The sequence below is a fragment of the Microbacterium sp. Root61 genome (assembly GCF_001427525.1).
Taxonomy (GTDB): domain Bacteria; phylum Actinomycetota; class Actinomycetes; order Actinomycetales; family Microbacteriaceae; genus Microbacterium.
This window is the reverse complement of sequence record NZ_LMGU01000001.1, coordinates 2,971,542-2,989,266: the sequence shown is the minus strand read 5'-3', so window position 1 is coordinate 2,989,266 and position 17,725 is coordinate 2,971,542. Positions and strand designations below refer to the sequence as shown.

At 67.4% G+C, this 17,725-nt stretch carries 17 protein-coding genes and 1 pseudogene; 8 read left to right on the top strand and 10 right to left on the bottom strand.

Annotation, left to right across the window (positions count from 1 at the left end):
• Positions 1–21: 21 nt before the first annotated feature.
• Entirely contained in the window at positions 22–984 is a 963-nt protein-coding gene (locus ASD65_RS14115; RefSeq protein WP_056223679.1) for a transketolase family protein, read from the bottom strand.
• Entirely contained in the window at positions 984–1,862 is an 879-nt protein-coding gene (locus tag ASD65_RS14110; protein WP_082561785.1) for a transketolase, read from the bottom strand. The genes ASD65_RS14115 and ASD65_RS14110 overlap by 1 nt, the downstream gene beginning before the upstream one ends.
• A gap of 231 nt (positions 1,863–2,093) precedes the next feature.
• Here ASD65_RS14110 and ASD65_RS14105 point away from each other — a divergent pair, with 231 nt between their 5' ends.
• The 8 genes and pseudogenes from ASD65_RS14105 to ASD65_RS14075 all read left to right on the top strand — a co-directional run bounded on the left by ASD65_RS14105 (position 2,094) and on the right by ASD65_RS14075 (position 9,096).
• A complete protein-coding gene (locus ASD65_RS14105) occupies positions 2,094–3,569 on the top strand; it encodes an aldehyde dehydrogenase family protein (RefSeq protein WP_235566720.1) in 1,476 nt (491 codons plus the stop codon).
• Positions 3,570–3,729: 160 nt separating this feature from the next.
• Positions 3,730–4,272 (top strand): MarR family winged helix-turn-helix transcriptional regulator, encoded by a 543-nt coding sequence (locus tag ASD65_RS14100; protein WP_056223677.1) that lies wholly within the window; start codon positions 3,730–3,732, stop codon positions 4,270–4,272.
• 282 nt (positions 4,273–4,554) lie between these two features.
• Complete coding sequence (locus ASD65_RS14095; RefSeq protein WP_056223676.1) at positions 4,555–5,430, top strand: methylenetetrahydrofolate reductase; 876 nt, start codon at positions 4,555–4,557, stop codon at positions 5,428–5,430.
• 11 nt (positions 5,431–5,441) lie between these two features.
• Positions 5,442–5,554: pseudogene (locus ASD65_RS19455) on the top strand (formyltetrahydrofolate deformylase); the annotation flags it as partial.
• Positions 5,555–5,562: 8 nt separating this feature from the next.
• A complete protein-coding gene (purU, locus tag ASD65_RS14090) occupies positions 5,563–6,372 on the top strand; it encodes a formyltetrahydrofolate deformylase (RefSeq protein WP_082561784.1) in 810 nt (269 codons plus the stop codon).
• 60 nt (positions 6,373–6,432) lie between these two features.
• The gene (gene ligM / locus ASD65_RS14085; protein ID WP_056223675.1) at positions 6,433–7,842 is read left to right on the top strand and encodes a vanillate/3-O-methylgallate O-demethylase; all 1,410 of its coding nucleotides are present in this window, start codon (positions 6,433–6,435) and stop codon (positions 7,840–7,842) included.
• Between the two features lie 82 nt (positions 7,843–7,924).
• The gene (locus tag ASD65_RS14080; RefSeq protein ID WP_056223673.1) at positions 7,925–8,506 is read left to right on the top strand and encodes a PadR family transcriptional regulator; all 582 of its coding nucleotides are present in this window, start codon (positions 7,925–7,927) and stop codon (positions 8,504–8,506) included.
• 53 nt (positions 8,507–8,559) lie between these two features.
• Entirely contained in the window at positions 8,560–9,096 is a 537-nt protein-coding gene (locus ASD65_RS14075; protein WP_056223671.1) for a MarR family winged helix-turn-helix transcriptional regulator, read from the top strand.
• A gap of 25 nt (positions 9,097–9,121) precedes the next feature.
• Here ASD65_RS14075 and ASD65_RS14070 read toward each other — a convergent pair whose 3' ends face one another.
• From ASD65_RS14070 to ASD65_RS19335, 8 genes are read right to left on the bottom strand one after another with little or no spacing between them, the layout of a single operon-like run.
• On the bottom strand, positions 9,122–10,312 hold the full coding sequence (locus tag ASD65_RS14070) for an MFS transporter (RefSeq protein ID WP_056223665.1): 1,191 nt from the start codon (positions 10,310–10,312) through the stop codon (positions 9,122–9,124).
• 3 nt (positions 10,313–10,315) lie between these two features.
• Positions 10,316–11,563, bottom strand: coding sequence for a 2-hydroxyacyl-CoA dehydratase family protein (locus ASD65_RS14065; RefSeq protein WP_056223663.1), 1,248 nt, complete (start codon positions 11,561–11,563; stop codon positions 10,316–10,318).
• Complete coding sequence (locus ASD65_RS14060; RefSeq protein WP_056223661.1) at positions 11,560–12,612, bottom strand: 2-hydroxyacyl-CoA dehydratase family protein; 1,053 nt, start codon at positions 12,610–12,612, stop codon at positions 11,560–11,562. Before ASD65_RS14060 ends, ASD65_RS14065 begins: the two co-directional genes overlap by 4 nt.
• Positions 12,609–13,853, bottom strand: coding sequence for a CaiB/BaiF CoA transferase family protein (locus ASD65_RS14055; RefSeq protein ID WP_056223659.1), 1,245 nt, complete (start codon positions 13,851–13,853; stop codon positions 12,609–12,611). The genes ASD65_RS14060 and ASD65_RS14055 overlap by 4 nt, the downstream gene beginning before the upstream one ends.
• Positions 13,850–14,983 (bottom strand): CapA family protein, encoded by a 1,134-nt coding sequence (locus ASD65_RS14050; protein ID WP_056223658.1) that lies wholly within the window; start codon positions 14,981–14,983, stop codon positions 13,850–13,852. The genes ASD65_RS14055 and ASD65_RS14050 overlap by 4 nt, the downstream gene beginning before the upstream one ends.
• Positions 14,980–15,780, bottom strand: coding sequence for an amino acid ABC transporter ATP-binding protein (locus ASD65_RS14045; RefSeq protein ID WP_056223656.1), 801 nt, complete (start codon positions 15,778–15,780; stop codon positions 14,980–14,982). Before ASD65_RS14045 ends, ASD65_RS14050 begins: the two co-directional genes overlap by 4 nt.
• Positions 15,777–16,688 carry an amino acid ABC transporter permease gene (locus ASD65_RS14040; RefSeq protein WP_056223654.1) on the bottom strand — a complete coding sequence of 304 codons (912 nt, stop codon included), beginning with the start codon at positions 16,686–16,688 and terminating at the stop codon, positions 15,777–15,779. The genes ASD65_RS14045 and ASD65_RS14040 overlap by 4 nt, the downstream gene beginning before the upstream one ends.
• Positions 16,689–16,719: 31 nt before the next feature.
• Positions 16,720–17,619, bottom strand: coding sequence for a transporter substrate-binding domain-containing protein (locus ASD65_RS19335; protein WP_082561781.1), 900 nt, complete (start codon positions 17,617–17,619; stop codon positions 16,720–16,722).
• Positions 17,620–17,725: the final 106 nt, after the last annotated feature.

Sequence of the window (17,725 nt, the reverse complement as noted above, 5' to 3'; positions counted from 1 at the left end):
GGGATGCGGTGGTGCGTGGGTTCAGGCGTGCGCGATGACGCGGCGGGTGGCGGCGAGCGTCGCGGCGAGTCCGTAGCCGTGCTTGTCGCGCAGCTCCTCGTCGTCGCCGAAGCCGGCGTAGACCTGTGGGATGCCGAGGCGCTCGAACGCGGTGAGGTGGATGCCGCGGTCGGCCACGACATCGGCGACGCGCGAGGCGAGGCCGCCGTAGGCGAGGTGGTCCTCGAGGATCACGAAGCGCCCGCCGGTCTCCTCGGCGCAGCGCGCGATGAGCTCCTCGTCGATGGGCTTGAGCGTGAACATGTCCACGACCCGCACCGAGTGACCGTCCTGGGCGAGCTCCTCGGCGGCGTCGAGCGCCTGCGCGACCACGGTCCCGTGCGTGAAGATCGTGGCATCCGTGCCCTCGCGGGCGATGATGCCCTTGCCGATGCGGATCTCGTGCTGCCCGGGCTCGTAGAGCACCTTGTCCTTCTTGCCCACGGCCAGACGGATGTAGATCGGGCCCTGCATGTCCATCGACTGGCGGATGATCTCGCCGACCATCAACGGGTCGCCGATCGAGGTGACCGTCATGTTGGTCAGCGCGCACATCAGCGCGAGGTCCTCGACGGCGTAGTGCGTGGACCCGCCGTTGCCGACGAGCCCGCCGTGGGTGCCGATGATCTTGACCGGCAGGTTCGGATAGCAGACGTCGGAGCGGACCTGCTCGAGCGCGCGCATGGAGAGGAAGGGCAGCATCCCGGACACGACCGGGATGTTCCCGTCGTAGGCGAGCCCGGCGGCGATGCCGACGCAGGCCTGCTCGGCGAGGCCCACGTCCACGAACCGGTCCGGGTACTTGTCGCGGAACTCCACGAGCGTCGCACCGATATCGGGCGTGAGCACCCACAGGTTCTCGTTCGTCTCGCCGAGCTCGGCCAGGGTCGTCCCGATGACGGAACGGGCGGAGAGCATCTCTCCGAAGGTGAATGTTTCAGGCATCAGACGGACTCCTTCTCACGGGATGCTTCGAGCGCGGCCATCGCGCGCTCCAGGTCGGCGGCACCCAGCGAACCGGCGTGCCAGGCGAGGTTGCGCTCCATGAAGTCGACGCCCTTGCCCTTGACGGTCTCGGCGATGATCACGGTCGGCTTGTCGCTGTCCGTGGCCGGCAGGCCGTCGAGCGCGGCGACGAGCGCACCCATGTCGTGGCCGTCGATGTGCACGACGTTCCAGCCGAACGCGGCCCACTTGTCGGGGTACGGCTCCAGCACGACGCGCTCCTCATCGAAGCTCGTCATCAGCTGGCGGTTGCGGTCGATGAAGGCGACCAGGTTGCCGAGCTTGTTGGAGTTCGCGGCCATCGCCGCCTCCCATACGGAACCCTCGCCGGTCTCACCGTCGCCCATCAGGGTGAAGACGCGGTGCGATTCGCCCCGCCCGCGGGCGCTCAACGCCATGCCCACGGCCAGCGGGAGACCGTGACCGAGTGAACCGGTGGATGCCTCGACACCCGGCAGCTGCACCTTGCACGGGTGCATCCCGTAGGCGCTGTCGAGCTGGCCGTACGTGTCGACGATGCCGTCGTACGAGAAGAAGCCGCGCATCGCCATCGCGATGTACATGCAGACCGCCGCGTGGCCCTTGCTGAGCACGAACCGGTCCCGCGCCGGGTTGGAGATGTCGCTCGGATCGACGTGCAGTCCGTAGTGGTACAGGGCCGTGAAGATGTCCGCGGACGACAGATCGCCGCCGATGTGGACCGCGCCCTCGTACGTTCCGCAGAGGTGCAGCAGCTTCGCCCTCAGCTCGAACGCGAGGTCTTCCAACTCCGCGACGGTGTGCGGATCCTCAGCCGCTGACAGGGTCACCTGGCCCATCTCATGCCTCCTCATTGAATGACACGGAGACCGATGTGCGTGCGCCAGTGGGCGTCATCATCGACTCTCGCTCTGCGGTCGGATCCCGATGTGGGATCTCGACGTGGCGACAGTAACACGAACTGATTTACATGTAAACCAGAATGGACGTAAACTTGTTTGAGGTGCAGAATTGCACTCATCGCGCATTCCCAAGCCACAGAGAGGTGCTTGATCGCTATGACTGAAACAGTGAACGCAGTCCGGACGGGACTGTTCATCGGAGGCGTCCCGCGAGAGACGACGGACACGCTGGCCGTGGCCGATCCGGGCAAACCGGGGGTCGTCGTGGGGTATGCGGCATCCGCTTCGCCCGAAGACGTCTCGGACGCCGTCGCCGCCGCCAAGGCCGCCTTCCCGGCGTGGTCGGCCCTGTCCGCCAAGGAGCGCGCGGCCATCATGGCCGACGCGATCGCCGGCATCGCCGACGAACGGGACGAGGACGCCGCGATCCTCTCGCAGGAGAACGGCAAGGTCCGCTTCGAGGCCTGGGTCGATGCCCTGGTGTTCGAGATCCGCTGGAACCTCGCCCTGATGCTCGCCGACGAGGTCGACAACGACAAGGTGCTGCCCGTCATGCCCGGCATCCCGGTGGAGACCACGGTCGCCCACCAGGCACTGGGTGTCGTCACCGTGATCGTGCCGTTCAACTGGCCGATCGCGATCCTCGGCGCAGCCCTGCCCCAGGCACTGTTGGCCGGCAACACGTCGATCGTGAAGCCGCCGCCCTCGGCACCGCTGGCCACGACCCGCGTGGTGCAGCGTCTCGCCGAGAAGCTCCCCGCCGGCGTGCTGAACGTGATCACCGGCAAGGACGAGAACATGTCCGGCCTCATCCAGAACACCGACGTCGCGAAGGTCTGCTTCACCGGCTCGGTGGGCGGCGGCAAGCGCATGATGCAGATGGCGTCGCAGACCCTCACGCGCGTCACGCTCGAACTGGGCGGCAACGACGCGGCGATCGTGCTCGAAGACGCGATCATCGACGACACGCACCTGGACCGCCTGTTCGCCGCGATCTACGACACGACCGGGCAGATCTGCATGAACGCCAAGCGCGTCTACGTGCACGACTCGCGCCTGGACGAGGTCGTCGCCGGCCTCACGGCCCGACTCGAGAAGACCGTGATCGGATACGGCCTGGATGAGGGCACCACGATGGGGCCGCTGCACTCCCCCGTGCAGAAGGCGTTCGTCGAGACGCTGATCCAGGAGGCGAAGGATGCCGGCGCCGACGTGCGCGAATTCGGCGAGCTGCCCGGCGGCGAGCTGGCCGGCGGCAACTTCCTGCGTCCCGCGATCGTGGTCGATCCCGATCCGAGCCTGCGCGTGGTCACCGAGGAGCAGTTCGGTCCGGTCATCCCGATCCTGCCCTTCTCCACCGAGGAGCAGGCGATCGCGGCGGCCAACGACTCGTGGGGCGGCCTCGGCGGCTCGGTGTGGACGGCGAGCGTCGACACCGCCAACCGCGTCGGCGGTCAGCTCGAGTGCGGCTACGTATGGGTCAACGACCACGGCGCGACCCGCCTCGACCTGCGCGCGCCGTTCGGCGGCATGAAGCAGTCCGGAATGGGCCGCGAGCAGGGCATCGAAGGCATCCGCGCCTTCCAGGACACCCGCTCGATCGCGCACATCGACGCCGCGGCCCTCGCCGCCCAGGCGCACTGATGTCGTGCCGTGGCCGGCATCCTCGGCTCCCCGAGCCGGAGGTGGCGGCCACGGCCGATGGCGCCTTCTGTGCCCCGTCGGCGCGCGCAACAGCGTTGACTCGCGTCGCTAGACTCGCCTCACGGAATCCCTCGTGATTCCCCGCTGGAACGGAGCACGGTTGGCAGGCGACCTCGACGCAGAGGCCGGGCCCCTCTTCGTGGACTCGGTCGAGATCATCACGTCGCCATTGCCCGACGTCATCGACAGCGAGAACTTCACTCCGCGACTGCTCGCTCTGCTCTCGAACGCGCTCGTGTGGCGCGAATCGCGGCTGCTGCGCCAGGAGTTCAACCTCGGCACCAACGACTGGCGCGTGATCTCCGCCCTGTCGATCTGGCCGGGCGCGACCTCCAGTGACATCTGCGATTTCATCGCGATGAACAAGGCCGTCGTCTCCAAGAGCGTGAACACCCTGATCGGTCGCGGCCTCATCGTGCCCGCCGACGGCGCACGCGGCTCCCGACACCTCTACCTGACCCGCGACGGCGCCGAGATGCACGATCGCATGAAGCCCATCTCGCTGCAGGGCCAGGACATCGTGCTCTCCGATCTCAGTCCCGATGAAATCCGTCAGCTGAACAGCCTGCTCACGCGGCTGCTCCAGAAGACCCCCGAGCTCTCCGCGACGCCTCTCTCTGCGGACGTCACCGACGCGGAGTGAGCGGATGCCGTGGCCTTCTGCCGCGCCAGACCGCACGCAGACCGTGCCCGCGTCGGACAGCTCGCGCCACCGGCGTCGCCCGGCCGTGACCGCTCTCCCGCGGCCACCGCGCGGCGAACGGCGCGCGCGAGTGACGGCCTCCCCCTGCCCGCCCGCCGGCCTCCCAGTGCCCCCATCCATACTCCGATAATTTACCTATAGACATTCCCTATGGATATAGGTAATGTCGCATCCGGAAGCACGACGACGCGCTCCACCTGAAAGCGGAAAGGACCTCGATCAGTGGCACACTCCACCCCGGCGGCGAACAAGGCGGCTGCGCTTGAGCTCGTGAGCGACTACTCGCTCGAGATGACGGGCAAGGACGTGCCCGGACTGATCGAGGCCAAGGACTCCATCCCGGCCGGTACGCGCATCAACGTCACCTTCCTCGGCAACGAAGATCTCGAGATGCGTGTCGCCGCGGCCAAGGCCGTGCGCGAACTGGGCTTCGTGCCCGTGCCGCACATCTCCGCCCGCCGCCTGGCATCGCAGGAGCAGCTCGAGGAGTTCCTCGCAGCCCTGCAGGCGGTCGGCGCGACCGAGAACGTCTTCGTCGTCGGCGGCGACCCGTCCACTCCGGAGGGCCCGTACGAGGACTCCTACGACGTGATCCGCACCGGGCTGCTGCCCAAGTACGGCGTCAAGCACGTCAGCATCGCCGGCTACCCCGAGGGGCACCCCGACATCACCGATGACCAGCTCTGGTCGGCACTGGTGAACAAGTCCGCCTCGCTCAAGGAGCAGGGTCTGGACGCCACGATCCTGACGCAGTTCGCGTTCGACACCGACCCGGTGATGAACTGGATCGACCAGGTCCGCGCCAAGGGCATCGATACGCAGATCCGCATCGGCACGCCCGGCCCCGCCGGCATCAAGCGCCTCCTCGGCTTCGCCCGTCGTTTCGGCGTCGGTGCGAACGCGATGATCGTGAAGAAGTACGGCTTCTCGCTGACCAACCTGCTCGGCACGGCCGGTCCCGACACGTTCGTCACGGACCTGTCCGCCCTTCTCGCGGCCGACCCGAAGACCGGTTCGGTGAAGCTGCACTTCTACACGTTCGGTGGCCTGAAGGCCACTGCTGACTGGGCCGATAAGTACGCGGCCGCGCAGTCCTGACGGGTTCGATCATGACTGTTCACACTGAGGCCCTGCGTGACCATGCGTGTCTGATCGTGCATGGCCCGGATCAGCCCGGGATCGTCGCGGCCGTCACCGCCCTGATCACCCGCAACTCCGGGAANCGAGGCCCTGCGTGACCATGCGTGTCTGATCGTGCATGGCCCGGATCAGCCCGGGATCGTCGCGGCCGTCACCGCCCTGATCACCCGCAACTCCGGGAACATCGTGTCGTTGGATCAGTACTCCGATGACGCGAACGGGGGCGCGTTCTTCCAACGCGTCGTGTTCCACCGCCCCGACCTGACCGCCGCACTCCCCGATATCGAAGCCGACCTGACCGCGACCATCACCGCGCTCGGGCTGGAATGGACGTTGACGGATCAGTCGGTGCCGAAGCGGATGGCGATCCTCGCCTCCACCAGCGACCACTGCTTGTTGGAGCTGCTGTGGCGGCACCGCCGCGGCGAACTCCCCGTCACGATCCCGATGGTCATCTCCAACCACACCAACGTCGCCGAGGATGTCCGCTCGTTCGGGATCCCGTTCTTCCACGTCCCCTCCCAAGGCCCCGACAAGACCGCCGCCGAAGCGAAGATCCTGGAACTGCTGACCGGCAACACCGACTTCGTGGTGCTGGCCCGGTACATGCAGATCATCTCCGAAGACTTCCTCGACAACGTGGGCGTCCCGGTGATCAACATCCACCACTCCTTCCTGCCCGCGTTCATCGGCGCCGCCCCCTACCGCAAAGCCAAAGACCGCGGCGTGAAACTCATCGGCGCCACCTCCCACTACGTCACCAAAGACCTGGACGAAGGCCCGATCATCGAGCAGGACGCCCGCGGCGCCTACGTCGAACGCGCCGTCCTGTCCCGCGCCGTGCAATGGCACGCCCAAGACCGCGTCATCCGCCACGGCAACCACACCATCGTCTTCTAGACCCACGCCCCCGCCGACGGCGTCCGCCCGAGGCATCCATCGAATACAAAGAGGTTCACAATGGCAGCGAAGAATCTGCAGGAGCTGATCGACCAGACCAACCCGGTCGAGATGCTGCGCAACTCGCAGATCGGCTCGTACATCTATCCGGTCGTCCCCGCGGACTTCCAGAACTGGATCAAGGAGCAGACCGCCTGGCGTCAGACCGCGGTGCTGTACGACCAGTCCCACCACATGGACAACGTGTTCCTCAAGGGCTCGGACGCCATCAAGCTCATCTCGGACACGGCCATCAACTCGGTCGCCAACTTCGCGGTGAACAAGGCCAAGCAGTACGTGCCGACCACCGCTGCCGGTCACGTCATCGGTGACGGCATCCTCTTCCGCGAGGCCGAGGACGAGTACGTGTACGTCGGCCGCGCGCCCGCGTCGAACTGGCTCCTGTTCCACGGTGAGACCGGCGGCTACCAGAACCTCGAGATCACGGCCGACCGTCGTTCGCCCTCGCGTCCGTACGGCCACGCCGTCTCGCGCCAGTACTACCGCTTCCAGATCCAGGGCCCGAACGCCTGGGCCGTCATCGAGAAGCTCAACGGCGGACCGCTGGAGAAGCTCGGCTTCTTCAACATGTCGACCATGCTGATCGCCGGCAAGAAGGTCAACACCCTGCGTCACGGCATGGCCGGCGCACCCGGACTCGAGATCTGGGGCCCGTACGAGGAGCACGACGAGATCCGTGACGCGATCGTCGCCGCGGGCGTCGAGTTCGGTCTGGTTCCGGTCGGTTCGCGGGCATACCCCTCGAACACGCTCGAGTCGGGCTGGATCCCGTCGCCGCTCCCCGCCATCTACACCGGCGAGGCCGAGCGCGCATACCGCGAGTGGCTCGGCGTCGACAGCTACGAGGCCACCGGCACGCTGGCAGGCTCGTTCGTCTCGGACAACATCGAGGACTACTACCTGACCCCGTGGGAGCTCGGCTACGGCTCGTTCGTGAAGTTCGACCACGACTTCATCGGTCGCGACGCCCTCGAGAAGATCGACCCGGCATCGCAGCGCAAGAAGGTCACGCTGGCCTGGAACGCCGAGGACCTCGGCAAGGTCTGGACCTCGCTGCTGAACGTCGACGGTCCCAGCTACAAGTTCTTCGACCTGCCGCTGGCCAACTACGGCTCGGCGAACTACGACTCCGTCGTGGACGCCGACGGCACCGTCGTCGGTCTGTCGATGTTCACCGGCTACTCGGCCAACGAGCGTCGCGGCCTGTCGCTGGGCCTCGTCAACCCCGATGTGCCCGAGGGCACCGAGCTCAAGGTCGTCTGGGGTGAGCCCAACGGCGGCACCTCCAAGGCGAGCGTCGAGCCGCACGAGCAGACCGAGGTCCGCGCGGTCGTCAGCCCGGTGCCGTACTCCACGGTCGCCCGCGCCACCTACCAGGGTGGATGGCGCACCGGCTACGAGTCCAAGTAGTCGGCACCCCTAGGCTCGAGGGGGTTCGGGGTTTCACCCCGGGCCCCCTCGCACCATTTCTCCAGGACGGAAGGAGTCCGGCATGAGTCTGCGATACGCGCTGCTCGCCCTCCTGCGGGTCGGCCCGCAGTCCGGCTATGACCTGCAGAAGCAGTTCACCCAGTCGGTCGGGCACGTGTGGCACGCCCCGGACTCGCAGATCTACCCGGAGCTTCGCAAGATGGAGTCGCTCGGACTCATCAACGGCGAAGAGCAGGCGCGCGGCGAACGCGGCACGCGGCGGCTCTACCACGTGACGGATGCCGGGGATAAGGCCTACCTCGACTGGATGGAGTCGCCGCTGGACTACCAGCGCGTGCGCGACCCCGCCCACCTTCGGGCCGCCTACCTCGAGAACACCACTCCGGAAGCCGCCCGCGCTTTCCTGCGCGCACACATCGCGCAGTGGGAGGGCGAGCTCGCGCAGTGGGAGGGTGAGCTCACGCACATCGAGAAGCTCAGCAACCCGATGCTCGTGCGCCGCCTCAACGCGACCGCGCCCGACCAGGTCGAGCGGACGATCGCCTACAAGCGCTTCGCGTACGAGGGCCTCGTGGCCCGCGCGCATGTCGAGATCGAGTGGGCCAAGCGCGGCCTCAGCCTCGTCGACCGGCTCGACTCCTAGTCTGTCGGCGTTCGGGACGTGTCGAGTCGCGATCGCGAACTACAGTGAATGATGTGGACGACGTCCGACAAGACCCGCGGGGCACCCCTGCAACGGAGCGGCTCAACTACACCGCTTACCGACTGTCTCGCGCACTCAACAGGGCCGCAGAGAACTCCGCCCTCGCACGAGGAATCACCCAGCCGCAGCTGCTGATCCTGCAGGTGCTCGGCGAAGGCGTGCCTCTGTCCAATGCGCAGGTCGCTCGACGCACGTTCGTCAGCTCGCAGGCCGCGCACGTGATCTCCGAAGAACTGCTTGCCGCGGGGTACATCGAGAAGGTCGAGCATCCCACCAACCGCCGGGTCCGCCTCGTCATGCTGAGCGAGATGGGATGGGCCGAACTGGAGGCGTGCACGGCCGAGCTCCGGGAACGGGAGGATCGACTCTCGGCTGAACTCGGCGAAGGGCTCGGGGACTCTTTGCCGGAGATCCTGGAGCGCGCTGCCGCCGTGCTCGCGGGCGGCTATTTCGGCGACAAGAACGCCGAGGCCGAGGCGGTGGCCAGACGCCGCCGCCCCGAACGGCCCGGTGGACGACGCACGTCCTGACCGCAGCACGCGATCGGTCCCAGCCTCACCCTCCGCGGGTGCGAGACCACACGAACACGGAGCATCCCACGGCGGCGACGCCTCCGATCAGCAGCGCGACCGGGCCCGAACTGGCGTCGATGACCCATCCCATCAGCAGAGCGCCGAGCGGCGCCATCCCATAGCTTCCCAGCGTCACGAACGACATCGCGCGCCCGAGCTGCGCGGGAGGCACGCTTGCCTGCGCCGCCGCCTGGAGCACGCCGTGGTAATAGCCGACCCCGAGACCCAGGAGCGGTGCCAGCACGAGGAAGACGGTGAGATTCATCGACGCCGCGTTCGCGAGCAGCGCCGCGCCGAGGCCGGCGCAACCGAGGATGAGCGAACGCACCGACACCCACGATGGCACGGCGGCCAGCACCCCTCCCACGATCGCTCCCACGGCGTTCAGTGCGTGCGCAGCGCCGACCTGGAGTGCATCCCCTTCGAAAGTGAGCGACACGGTCGAGGTGATCACCAGCATCAGATTGAGCGAGAGCAGCGCGATGACGATCGTGACGACGAGGATCGTGACGAATGAGCGGTTCTGCAGCAGTGCGACAGGCGCGACCCCTGGCGCTCGATCCACACGGGGCCGCGGATGCAGCCGAGAGGGTCTGATCAGGGCGATCGCGACGAACACGACGACGTAGGAGCCCGCGTTGATGACCATGCACCACCCGGCGCCCAGCGCCGCGAAGGCGATACCGGCCAGACCTGGCCCGATCGAACGCGCGGCGGCGAGCGCGATGGTCGAGATCGAGACGGAGCGGGTGAGCGTGGCGGCGCCGACGATTTCGAAGATGATCGCCTGCGCGGCGACACGGTCGAACGTGTTGATGCACCCCAGCACGAACACCAGCGCGTAGACGACGCGAAGGTCCGGTACCTGCGACATACCGATGACGACCGCGAGGCCCACCCCCACCAGCGCTGATAGGGCGGACGTCACCAGCAGGATCGTCCGAGGACGGATGCGGTCGGCAAGCCGTCCCGCGGGGATGCCGAGCAGCAGCAGCGGCGTGAACTGCGCGATCGTGACCGCGCTCAGCGCCTGTGCACTCCCGGTCAGTTCGAGGACGACCAAGGAGAGCGCGAGGTTCTGGAACCAGGTGCCGGTATTGGAGACGACTTGACCCGCGAAGTACAGCGAGAACCGCGGATTGCGGAACGGCTGCAGCGCGTCGAAGCCCCGCACGACTCAGCCGCGAACAGGTACGCGGGTGCGCAAGAACTCCGCGATGCGCTCGGATACGCGCGCGTTCTCCGTCGACCGCGAATCGGCGTTGTTCGCCCTGATCTCCAGGACCGGAATACCGTGTTCCTCCAGGGCGGCACTGATGAAGGATGCACCGGGAGTGTCGTCGGCGACGAGGTGCACGACGCCGTCGACGCCGTGCGCGAGCGCTTCCTTCAGATACCAGCTCGACGAACTCGGGGGCACGTACAGCAGGTCCGTGAGGCCGACGAATCGAGCAGCCAGCGCCCGAACGGGATCCTCGCCATGGCGGGCATAGCCGTCTGCGGCGATGGCCAGGTACATCGACCAGACGAAGACCGCACCGAACTCCTCCTGGAACGACCGATACATCTCGAGATCGGACCAGAGTCCCCGCCCGATCCACATGAGTCGGCGACGCTCGCCGTGGCACACCGCGTCGCCGTGTTCGATCCGTGCGGCAACCTCGTCGTGCAGACGCTTCGCCGCCGACACCGCCCACGTCGTGCCGCGGTGCCATTGGGGCACCATGACGCTCGGGATCGAGTCGGTCACCGCGATGGGCGTCGGGCGAGCGAGCGCCAGCATGTCGCGCGTCCGACGGTTCCACTGCGCCTGTTCGTTGGCCAGTGCCATGATCTCGGCGAGCCGATCATGGTCGAGAACTCGTCCCGTCCGCTCTTCCAACCAGCCGATGAGGTCGTGGATCTCGGCGGCGAGGAGGTCGATCCGATCGCTGCCGAACACCTCCTCCCACCCGTGATCGACGTTCTCCCACCATCCCTCCGGTGCGGGATCCGCCCCTGTTCGGGAGAGGAGGTATGTTTCCGTCTCTGCTCGATGGCCCCACAGCTCGAAGATCTTGTGGGTGACATCACCTCCGCGTTCGGCGATCGCGAAGGCGGGTTCGGGCAGCCCACCCCACGGAGCGTCGGCGACCGGAAGGTCCTGCGCGCCCAAGGCGAGCGCGTCGTACTGGCGACTGTCATCCGGCAGACCGAGCTCGACAAGACGAGCCAGGCTCGCCGGGCCTTTCCGCTTGGCCGCGATCACCGATGCCCACCACTGGTTGACCACGTACGGGATTCCCATCGCGCGCAGAACTTCGTGCGGAGCGTCGGCGTTCACGAAAGCGATCGGTGTCTCCGTCGTCGTCGCACGCAGGCTCTGGAACCACTCGCGCTGATATCCGGTCGCGGCGACAGCGCTGTCGAGTCTGCCCTCACTCATCTCTGCGCCTCTCCTGAACTCCGCAATTCCTGAACCGCGCCGGCGATCGCCGTCTCGAGGTTGGTGGGGTCGATCCCGACCCGACGGACCATGGGGACACCGTCGTCGGCAAGGGCGTCCGCGCACGCGGCGAGATCCCATAGCGGGGCCTCGTCCGCCGAGCGCACCCACGCGAGTGCGGCGTGCGCCCCCGCGGCCGCCGCGAGTGCGCGACACGTCGAGGCGCGTTGTGCGATGGTCGCCACGGCCGAGCCTGTCGCACGCACGAAGTGCGCGTCGACAAGCTCGTCGCACACGGCGGCCGCATCGTCCCCATCGGCCGCGACCCCGATCCACGACAGCTCGCCCGTGTCGTGATCCTCGCCGACGATGGTGATGCCCCGCTCCTCCAACGCCGCGTAGACCGTGGGATCAGGGTGACTGCTCCCTGTCACGTGCACGCGCAGGAAACTCGCATCGGTGGCGCCGTGCGCGCCGTCGAGCGTCTCGACGGCCTCCGACCAGGGAAGGCTGGCTGCGGCGAGGGTCGCTGCCAGTGCCGCGGTGCCGGGAACCTGCGCAGGATGGGCGTGTCGCCTACGGCGGAGACGCTCAAGCGCCTCGCCGACCGCACGTTCCTCGTCGCGCGCGCGGCGCCAGGCCGCGGCATCCGGCGTCGTCCCCGTGGTCTCGACGCAGAACGCGAGCAGTCGATGCAGCTGCGCGCGCGCAAATCGACGCGTCGCCACGCTCTCCTGCCGCGGAACGTCCAGGAGGTGGACGGGCGGAAGACCGCGGTCGCGCAGCATCCGCAGGACGTAGAAGAGCCGCAGGTGCGCCTGGGAATCGTTGCACACCACGATCGCGTCCAACGCGGGCGCTCCCGGAGTCAACAGTTCGGTCAGGATGCGGGCGGCAGGCAGATCGACGGCGCCGAGGTGATCGGCGGCCTCGGGGGCGACGGCACCCGACCACGTTCCGGTGAGCCGCCGAGCCACGGCACCCGCCGCAGAAACGATCTGTCGGGGAACGTCGTTGCCGATGACCCCGACGATCGGGGCGGGCGTCACAACACCCCTTCGCTACGGAGCTCCGCGATGGTCGCCTCGTCGAGGCCGAGCATGTCGGTGAGCACGTGCTCGGTCTGCTCACCGAGTCCCGGGGCGGGCCGCGACAGATCCGTGCGACTGCGCGAGAACGTCACCGGGAGGCCGCTGCCGTACAGCCCCTCGACGAAGCCGAAGTCAGGGTGGATGAGGGGCACCACCTCCTTGCGCGCGAGGACCAGTTCGTCGCGCACGGCCTCGGCGGTGTCGCGCACCGGCGCCGCCGGTACGCCGTTGCCGCTCATGGCCGCGAGGATCTCGGTCAACGGCTTGCGTGCCGCCCACTCCTGGATCCGCCCGTGCAGCTCGTCGGCATTCCTCACCCGCGCGTCCCTGGTGGAGTACCGCGGATCATCGACGAGGTCCTCCCGTCCGAGCGCGCGCAGCAGTCCTCCGGAGAAGGCGTCCGTCGGTGCGCAGATCGCGAACCAACCGTCGACCGCGCGGAAGGTGCCGAACGGCGCGAGTCGCGGGACGACCGCGCCGGTGCGCAGCGGGATCCCGACCGACTCGAGTGCGTCGAACGGTTCGCAGGCGACGAGGGAGGTCAGGCTGCCGAGCATCGAGACGTCGACGTGCTGGCCCTCGCCCGTGGCGTTGGCGTGGATCACGGCGGACAGCGTTCCGATCACGGCGAACAGAGGCGCGACGAGGTCCCCCACGGGTAGCCCGAAGCGCACCGGGGCATCCCCCGGCTCGCCGGCCGTCATCATGACTCCGCTGAGAGCCTGGATGATCGTGTCCATGGCCTTGCCGTCGCCGGGCACTCCCTGGGCGCCGAACCCGCTGATGGAGGTGTACACCACGCGGGGGTTCACCTCGCGGACGGCGGCGTAGTCGATCCCGAGCCGAGCGGTCACCCCGGCGCTGTAGTTCTCCACGATGATGTCCGCCTCGCGTGCGAGGTCGAGGAAGAGCTCGCGACTGCGGGCGTGCTTCAGGTTGAGTGTGATGCTCTCCTTGTTGCGGCCGCGCACCATCATCGAGACCGACATGTCCCGCGACGACGTGCGCTGCATGCTGAGCCCGTCTGCGGTGACGTACGGCGAGTTGTTGCGCGAGGAGTCTCCGCCCAGCGCCGGGTTCTCGATCTTGATCACCCGCGCCCCGAGACCGGCCAGCAGCAACGTGGCATACGGACCCGCCAACGCCGTGGTCAGGTCGAGCACCGTCTTACCCTCCAGGGGTCCCCTTGCTTCGCTCACGACGCCGCTCCTTTCCTCGCGACCGCCAGGCGGTCGCCTTGCCATTCGAATTCGGTGTCGAATCCCGCTTCAGCGGTGATCCGACGGATGTACTGGGCCACGGCCTCGCCGCGATCGGTCGCGCCGGTGGGCACAGGGCGGGCCGTCTGGTCGATCTCGCACGGGAGCAGGGACGCCGTCACCGTCCCTTCCTCCGAGATGTCCACGCGGGCGATCGCGGTATGCCGGCTCTCGGGATGGAACGGGTAGTCCGGCATCTGCGGGTCGGGGACGAACCCGAACAGCCGCACCCGCTCTCGTGCCCACGCGGCGCGTTCGACCGCGTCGCCGGGTTTCGCGGAGAGTGCGCGGGTGACGGTGGCGAAGTTGCCCAGCCCGTGGAAGATCGGACGGTCACGGTAGACCTCGACGCCCTTCATGATGTGGGCGTGATGCCCGATCACGACGTGCGCTCCGGCATCGATGACGGCATGCGCGATCTCGCCTTCGTAGTCGGCGATCTCGACCGGCACGTGCACGAGACCCTTGTGCAATGACACGACCACGACCGCCCCCGTGGCGGCGGTCTCCCGCACAGCATCGAGCGCCCGCGCCATCGAGCGGGGCTCGGCGAAGGTGAAGATCCGGGGCGGACCCCCCGGGTTCGCTCCCCGAGGCTCATAGTGCGTGATGACGTCGATGTAGGCGGCACCGGGCTTCAATGACGTCGCCCACGACTCACGCGGACCGACGCAGTTGATGCTCAGCACCGCGACCGGACGTTCTCCTCGCGCAACGACGGCCGGAGCCAGTGCGGCGTCGAGATCGACGCCCGCGCCGGCCGTGAGCATCCCGCGATCGGCGCAGTGACGCTGGGTCTCCTCGATACCCTCCGGACCGAAGTCGTAGATGTGGTTTCCGGCCAGTGTCAGCACATCGAATCCTGCGGCGGCGACCGCATCGAGAGCGCTCGGAGGAGCGGGAAGTGCCGGCACATCGGTCGTCAGTATGCGAGCCGTCTCGACATGGGGAACCTCGAGGTGGCCGATCAAGACATCGCCCCCGGCGAGGGCCGATGCGGCGGCAGAAAGCAAAGCAGTGGCATCCGGCGTCTCGAGAACGAGGTCGCCGGTCGCGAGCAGAGTGATCACGGCGCCGGAGTCCCCGACCTCGACGAACGGGTCAGGAATGCCTGCAGCCGGGTCGACCGCGGCGAATCGAAGAACTCCGCCGCGGGACGATCCTCAATGACCTTTCCTTCCGCCATGAAGACGCACCGATCCGCGACGCCGCGCGCGAAGTCGAGCTCGTGCGTGACGACGACCATGGTCATGCCCGTCGTGGCGAGGTCCTTCATCACGTGCAGCACCTCGTCCACCAGCTCGGGATCGAGCGAGCTGGTCGGCTCGTCGAACAGCAGCACGCGCGGATTCGCGGCGACGGCGCGCGCGATCGCGACGCGCTGCTGCTGCCCACCGGAGAGCTGACGGGGATGCGCCTGCGCCTTGTCGGCAAGACCCACCCGATCGAGCAGTTCGAGGGCGCGCTTCTTCGCCTCGGTCGGCGTCATCCCGTGGACGGCGATCGGCGCCTCGGTGACGTTGCGCAACACGGTCCAGTGCGGGAACAGGTTGAACTGCTGGAACACCATGCCCATCCGTCGACGCTGCCGTTGGATGTCGACGTCACGGAGGGGGCGAATGTGGCCATCATGCCGCTCGTAGCCGAGCAGTTCGCCATCGAGATACATGGCGCCGCCGTCGATCGACTCGAGCTGATCGATGCATCGCACGAGGGTGGACTTGCCCGACCCCGAGGGTCCGAGGATCGCGACGACTTCGGAGTCCTCGACGCGGAAGTCGATACCGTCGAGGGCCGCCTGATCGCCGAAGTACTTCTTCAGCCCGACGACGTCCAGTACGGGGATGGCGGTCTTATAGATACTCATTCCGCGACCTCCAGTCGCTGCACGGTTCTGCGGGTGCGGGTGTCGCGTGAGAGACCCCGGCTGAAGTGACTTTCGACCCGACGCTGCACGAGCGTCAGAAGGGTGACGACGACGAGGTACCAGATCACGGCGACGATCAGCATCGGCACCACCTCGTAGGTGCGGTTGTAGATCACCTGCACCGAATGCAGCAGATCACCCATGGCGATCACGCTGACCAGTGACGTGCCCTTGAGCAGCCCGATCACCTGGGAGCCGGTCGGTGGGATGATGACCCGCATGGCCTGGGGCAGGATGACCCGGCTGAAGGTGTGCCAGGGCGAGAAGCCCATGGCCTTGCCGGCATCGCGTTGGCCCTGGTCGACCGAGGTGATCCCGGCGCGGATGATCTCGGCCATGTAGGCCGACTCGTGCAGGGACAGCCCGATGATCGCCGCGGTCAGTGGGGTGATGACGTCGTTCGTGTTCCAGGCGAACAGCTCCGGTCCGAACGGGACCCCGACAGCGATCTTGGGGAGCACGTAGGCGAGGTTGTACCAGAAGATCAGCTGTACGAGGGGCGGGACGCCGCGGAAGACCCCGACGAACGCGATGCATGCCCAACGCACGGGGGCGAAGTCCGACAGTTGGCCGGCGGCCAGCGCCGTTCCGAGGAGCGACCCCAGGATCATGCCGACCGCGGTCAACACCAGCGACATCATCAAGCCGAGCAGCACGCTCGGGTGAAACAGGTACTCCGCCACGACATCCCACTCGAAGCGCGGATTCGTGATGAAGAAGATCGCGAGCTGGACGACGACCAGCGCAAGGAGCACACCGACCACCCACCGCCACGGTCGGAAACGGGGGCGGGCGTCGGCGACATCCACAAGGCCCGCTTTCGGCGATGTGATGATCGGGGTGGTCACGGCGTGCTCCTCTTTTGTCAGCGGTCGTCGATCAGGGGGCGGTGTTCGGGTTGAGCACGGGCTTGTCGACCTCGGCCTCCGAGATGCCGTACTCGGCCATGATCTTCGTGTACTGCCCGTCGGCGAAGATCGCCTCGAAGGCGGCCAGCATCGGCTCGGCCAGCCCATTGCCCTTGGGGAGGAACATGGCGAGCTTGTCGACGCCGGCGCCCTGCTCATCCGTCTGCATCACGTAGCCGTATTCACCGGGCTTGGAAGCGATGAGGTCGATGGCCGAGGCCTGCGTCGTGCCGACGAGGTCCGCGCGGCCGGAGTTGAGCGCGAGGATCGTGGAGTTGGTGTCTTCCAGCCCGATGAACTCGGCGGGATCCAGGCCCTCGGCGACGCACCACTCGTTCAGGCGCTGGAGCTGCGTCTCGGTGACCGAGCCCACGACACCGGCGACGCGCTTGCCGCAGACGGCCTCGCTGTCGGGGAAGTCGTCTTCGCGGTCGACCGTGTACACGTAGCTCGTGCGCGTGGTCATCCAGACGATGGCATCGAATTGGGCCTCGCGCTCGGCCGTCGCGCGGACCGGGCCGTTGAATCCGTCGTAGCGACCGGAGAGCATACCCGTGAGCATCGCATCGAGGCCGGACGAGGTGACGATCTCGAAAGGCACTCCCAGCTGGGCGGACAACGCCGCCTGCAGGTCGGGGTCGATACCCGTGAAGGAGCCGTCCGCTTCGATCGTGCGGTAGGGCGGGTGGGTGTCGCCGGCCATGGTGATGACCCCCGCCTCTTTGATCTCGTCGGGCAGGAGGTCATAGAACGGTGCATCTGCGCCGACGGGGGCGCTCTCGGTGGGCTCGGCTTCGCCGGCGGATGCGGCGCATCCGGTGAGGGCGAGCGCAGCGGCCACCATCGAGACGAGAGCGATCTTTGCACGCATGGCTTCTCCACATCGTTGTGAGGGTCAGGGTCCGGTGTAGGACACTCAAGGAATATCATAAAGATTGATATTTGTGAAGTTCAACGATTCGCGGATCGCGCTCGCC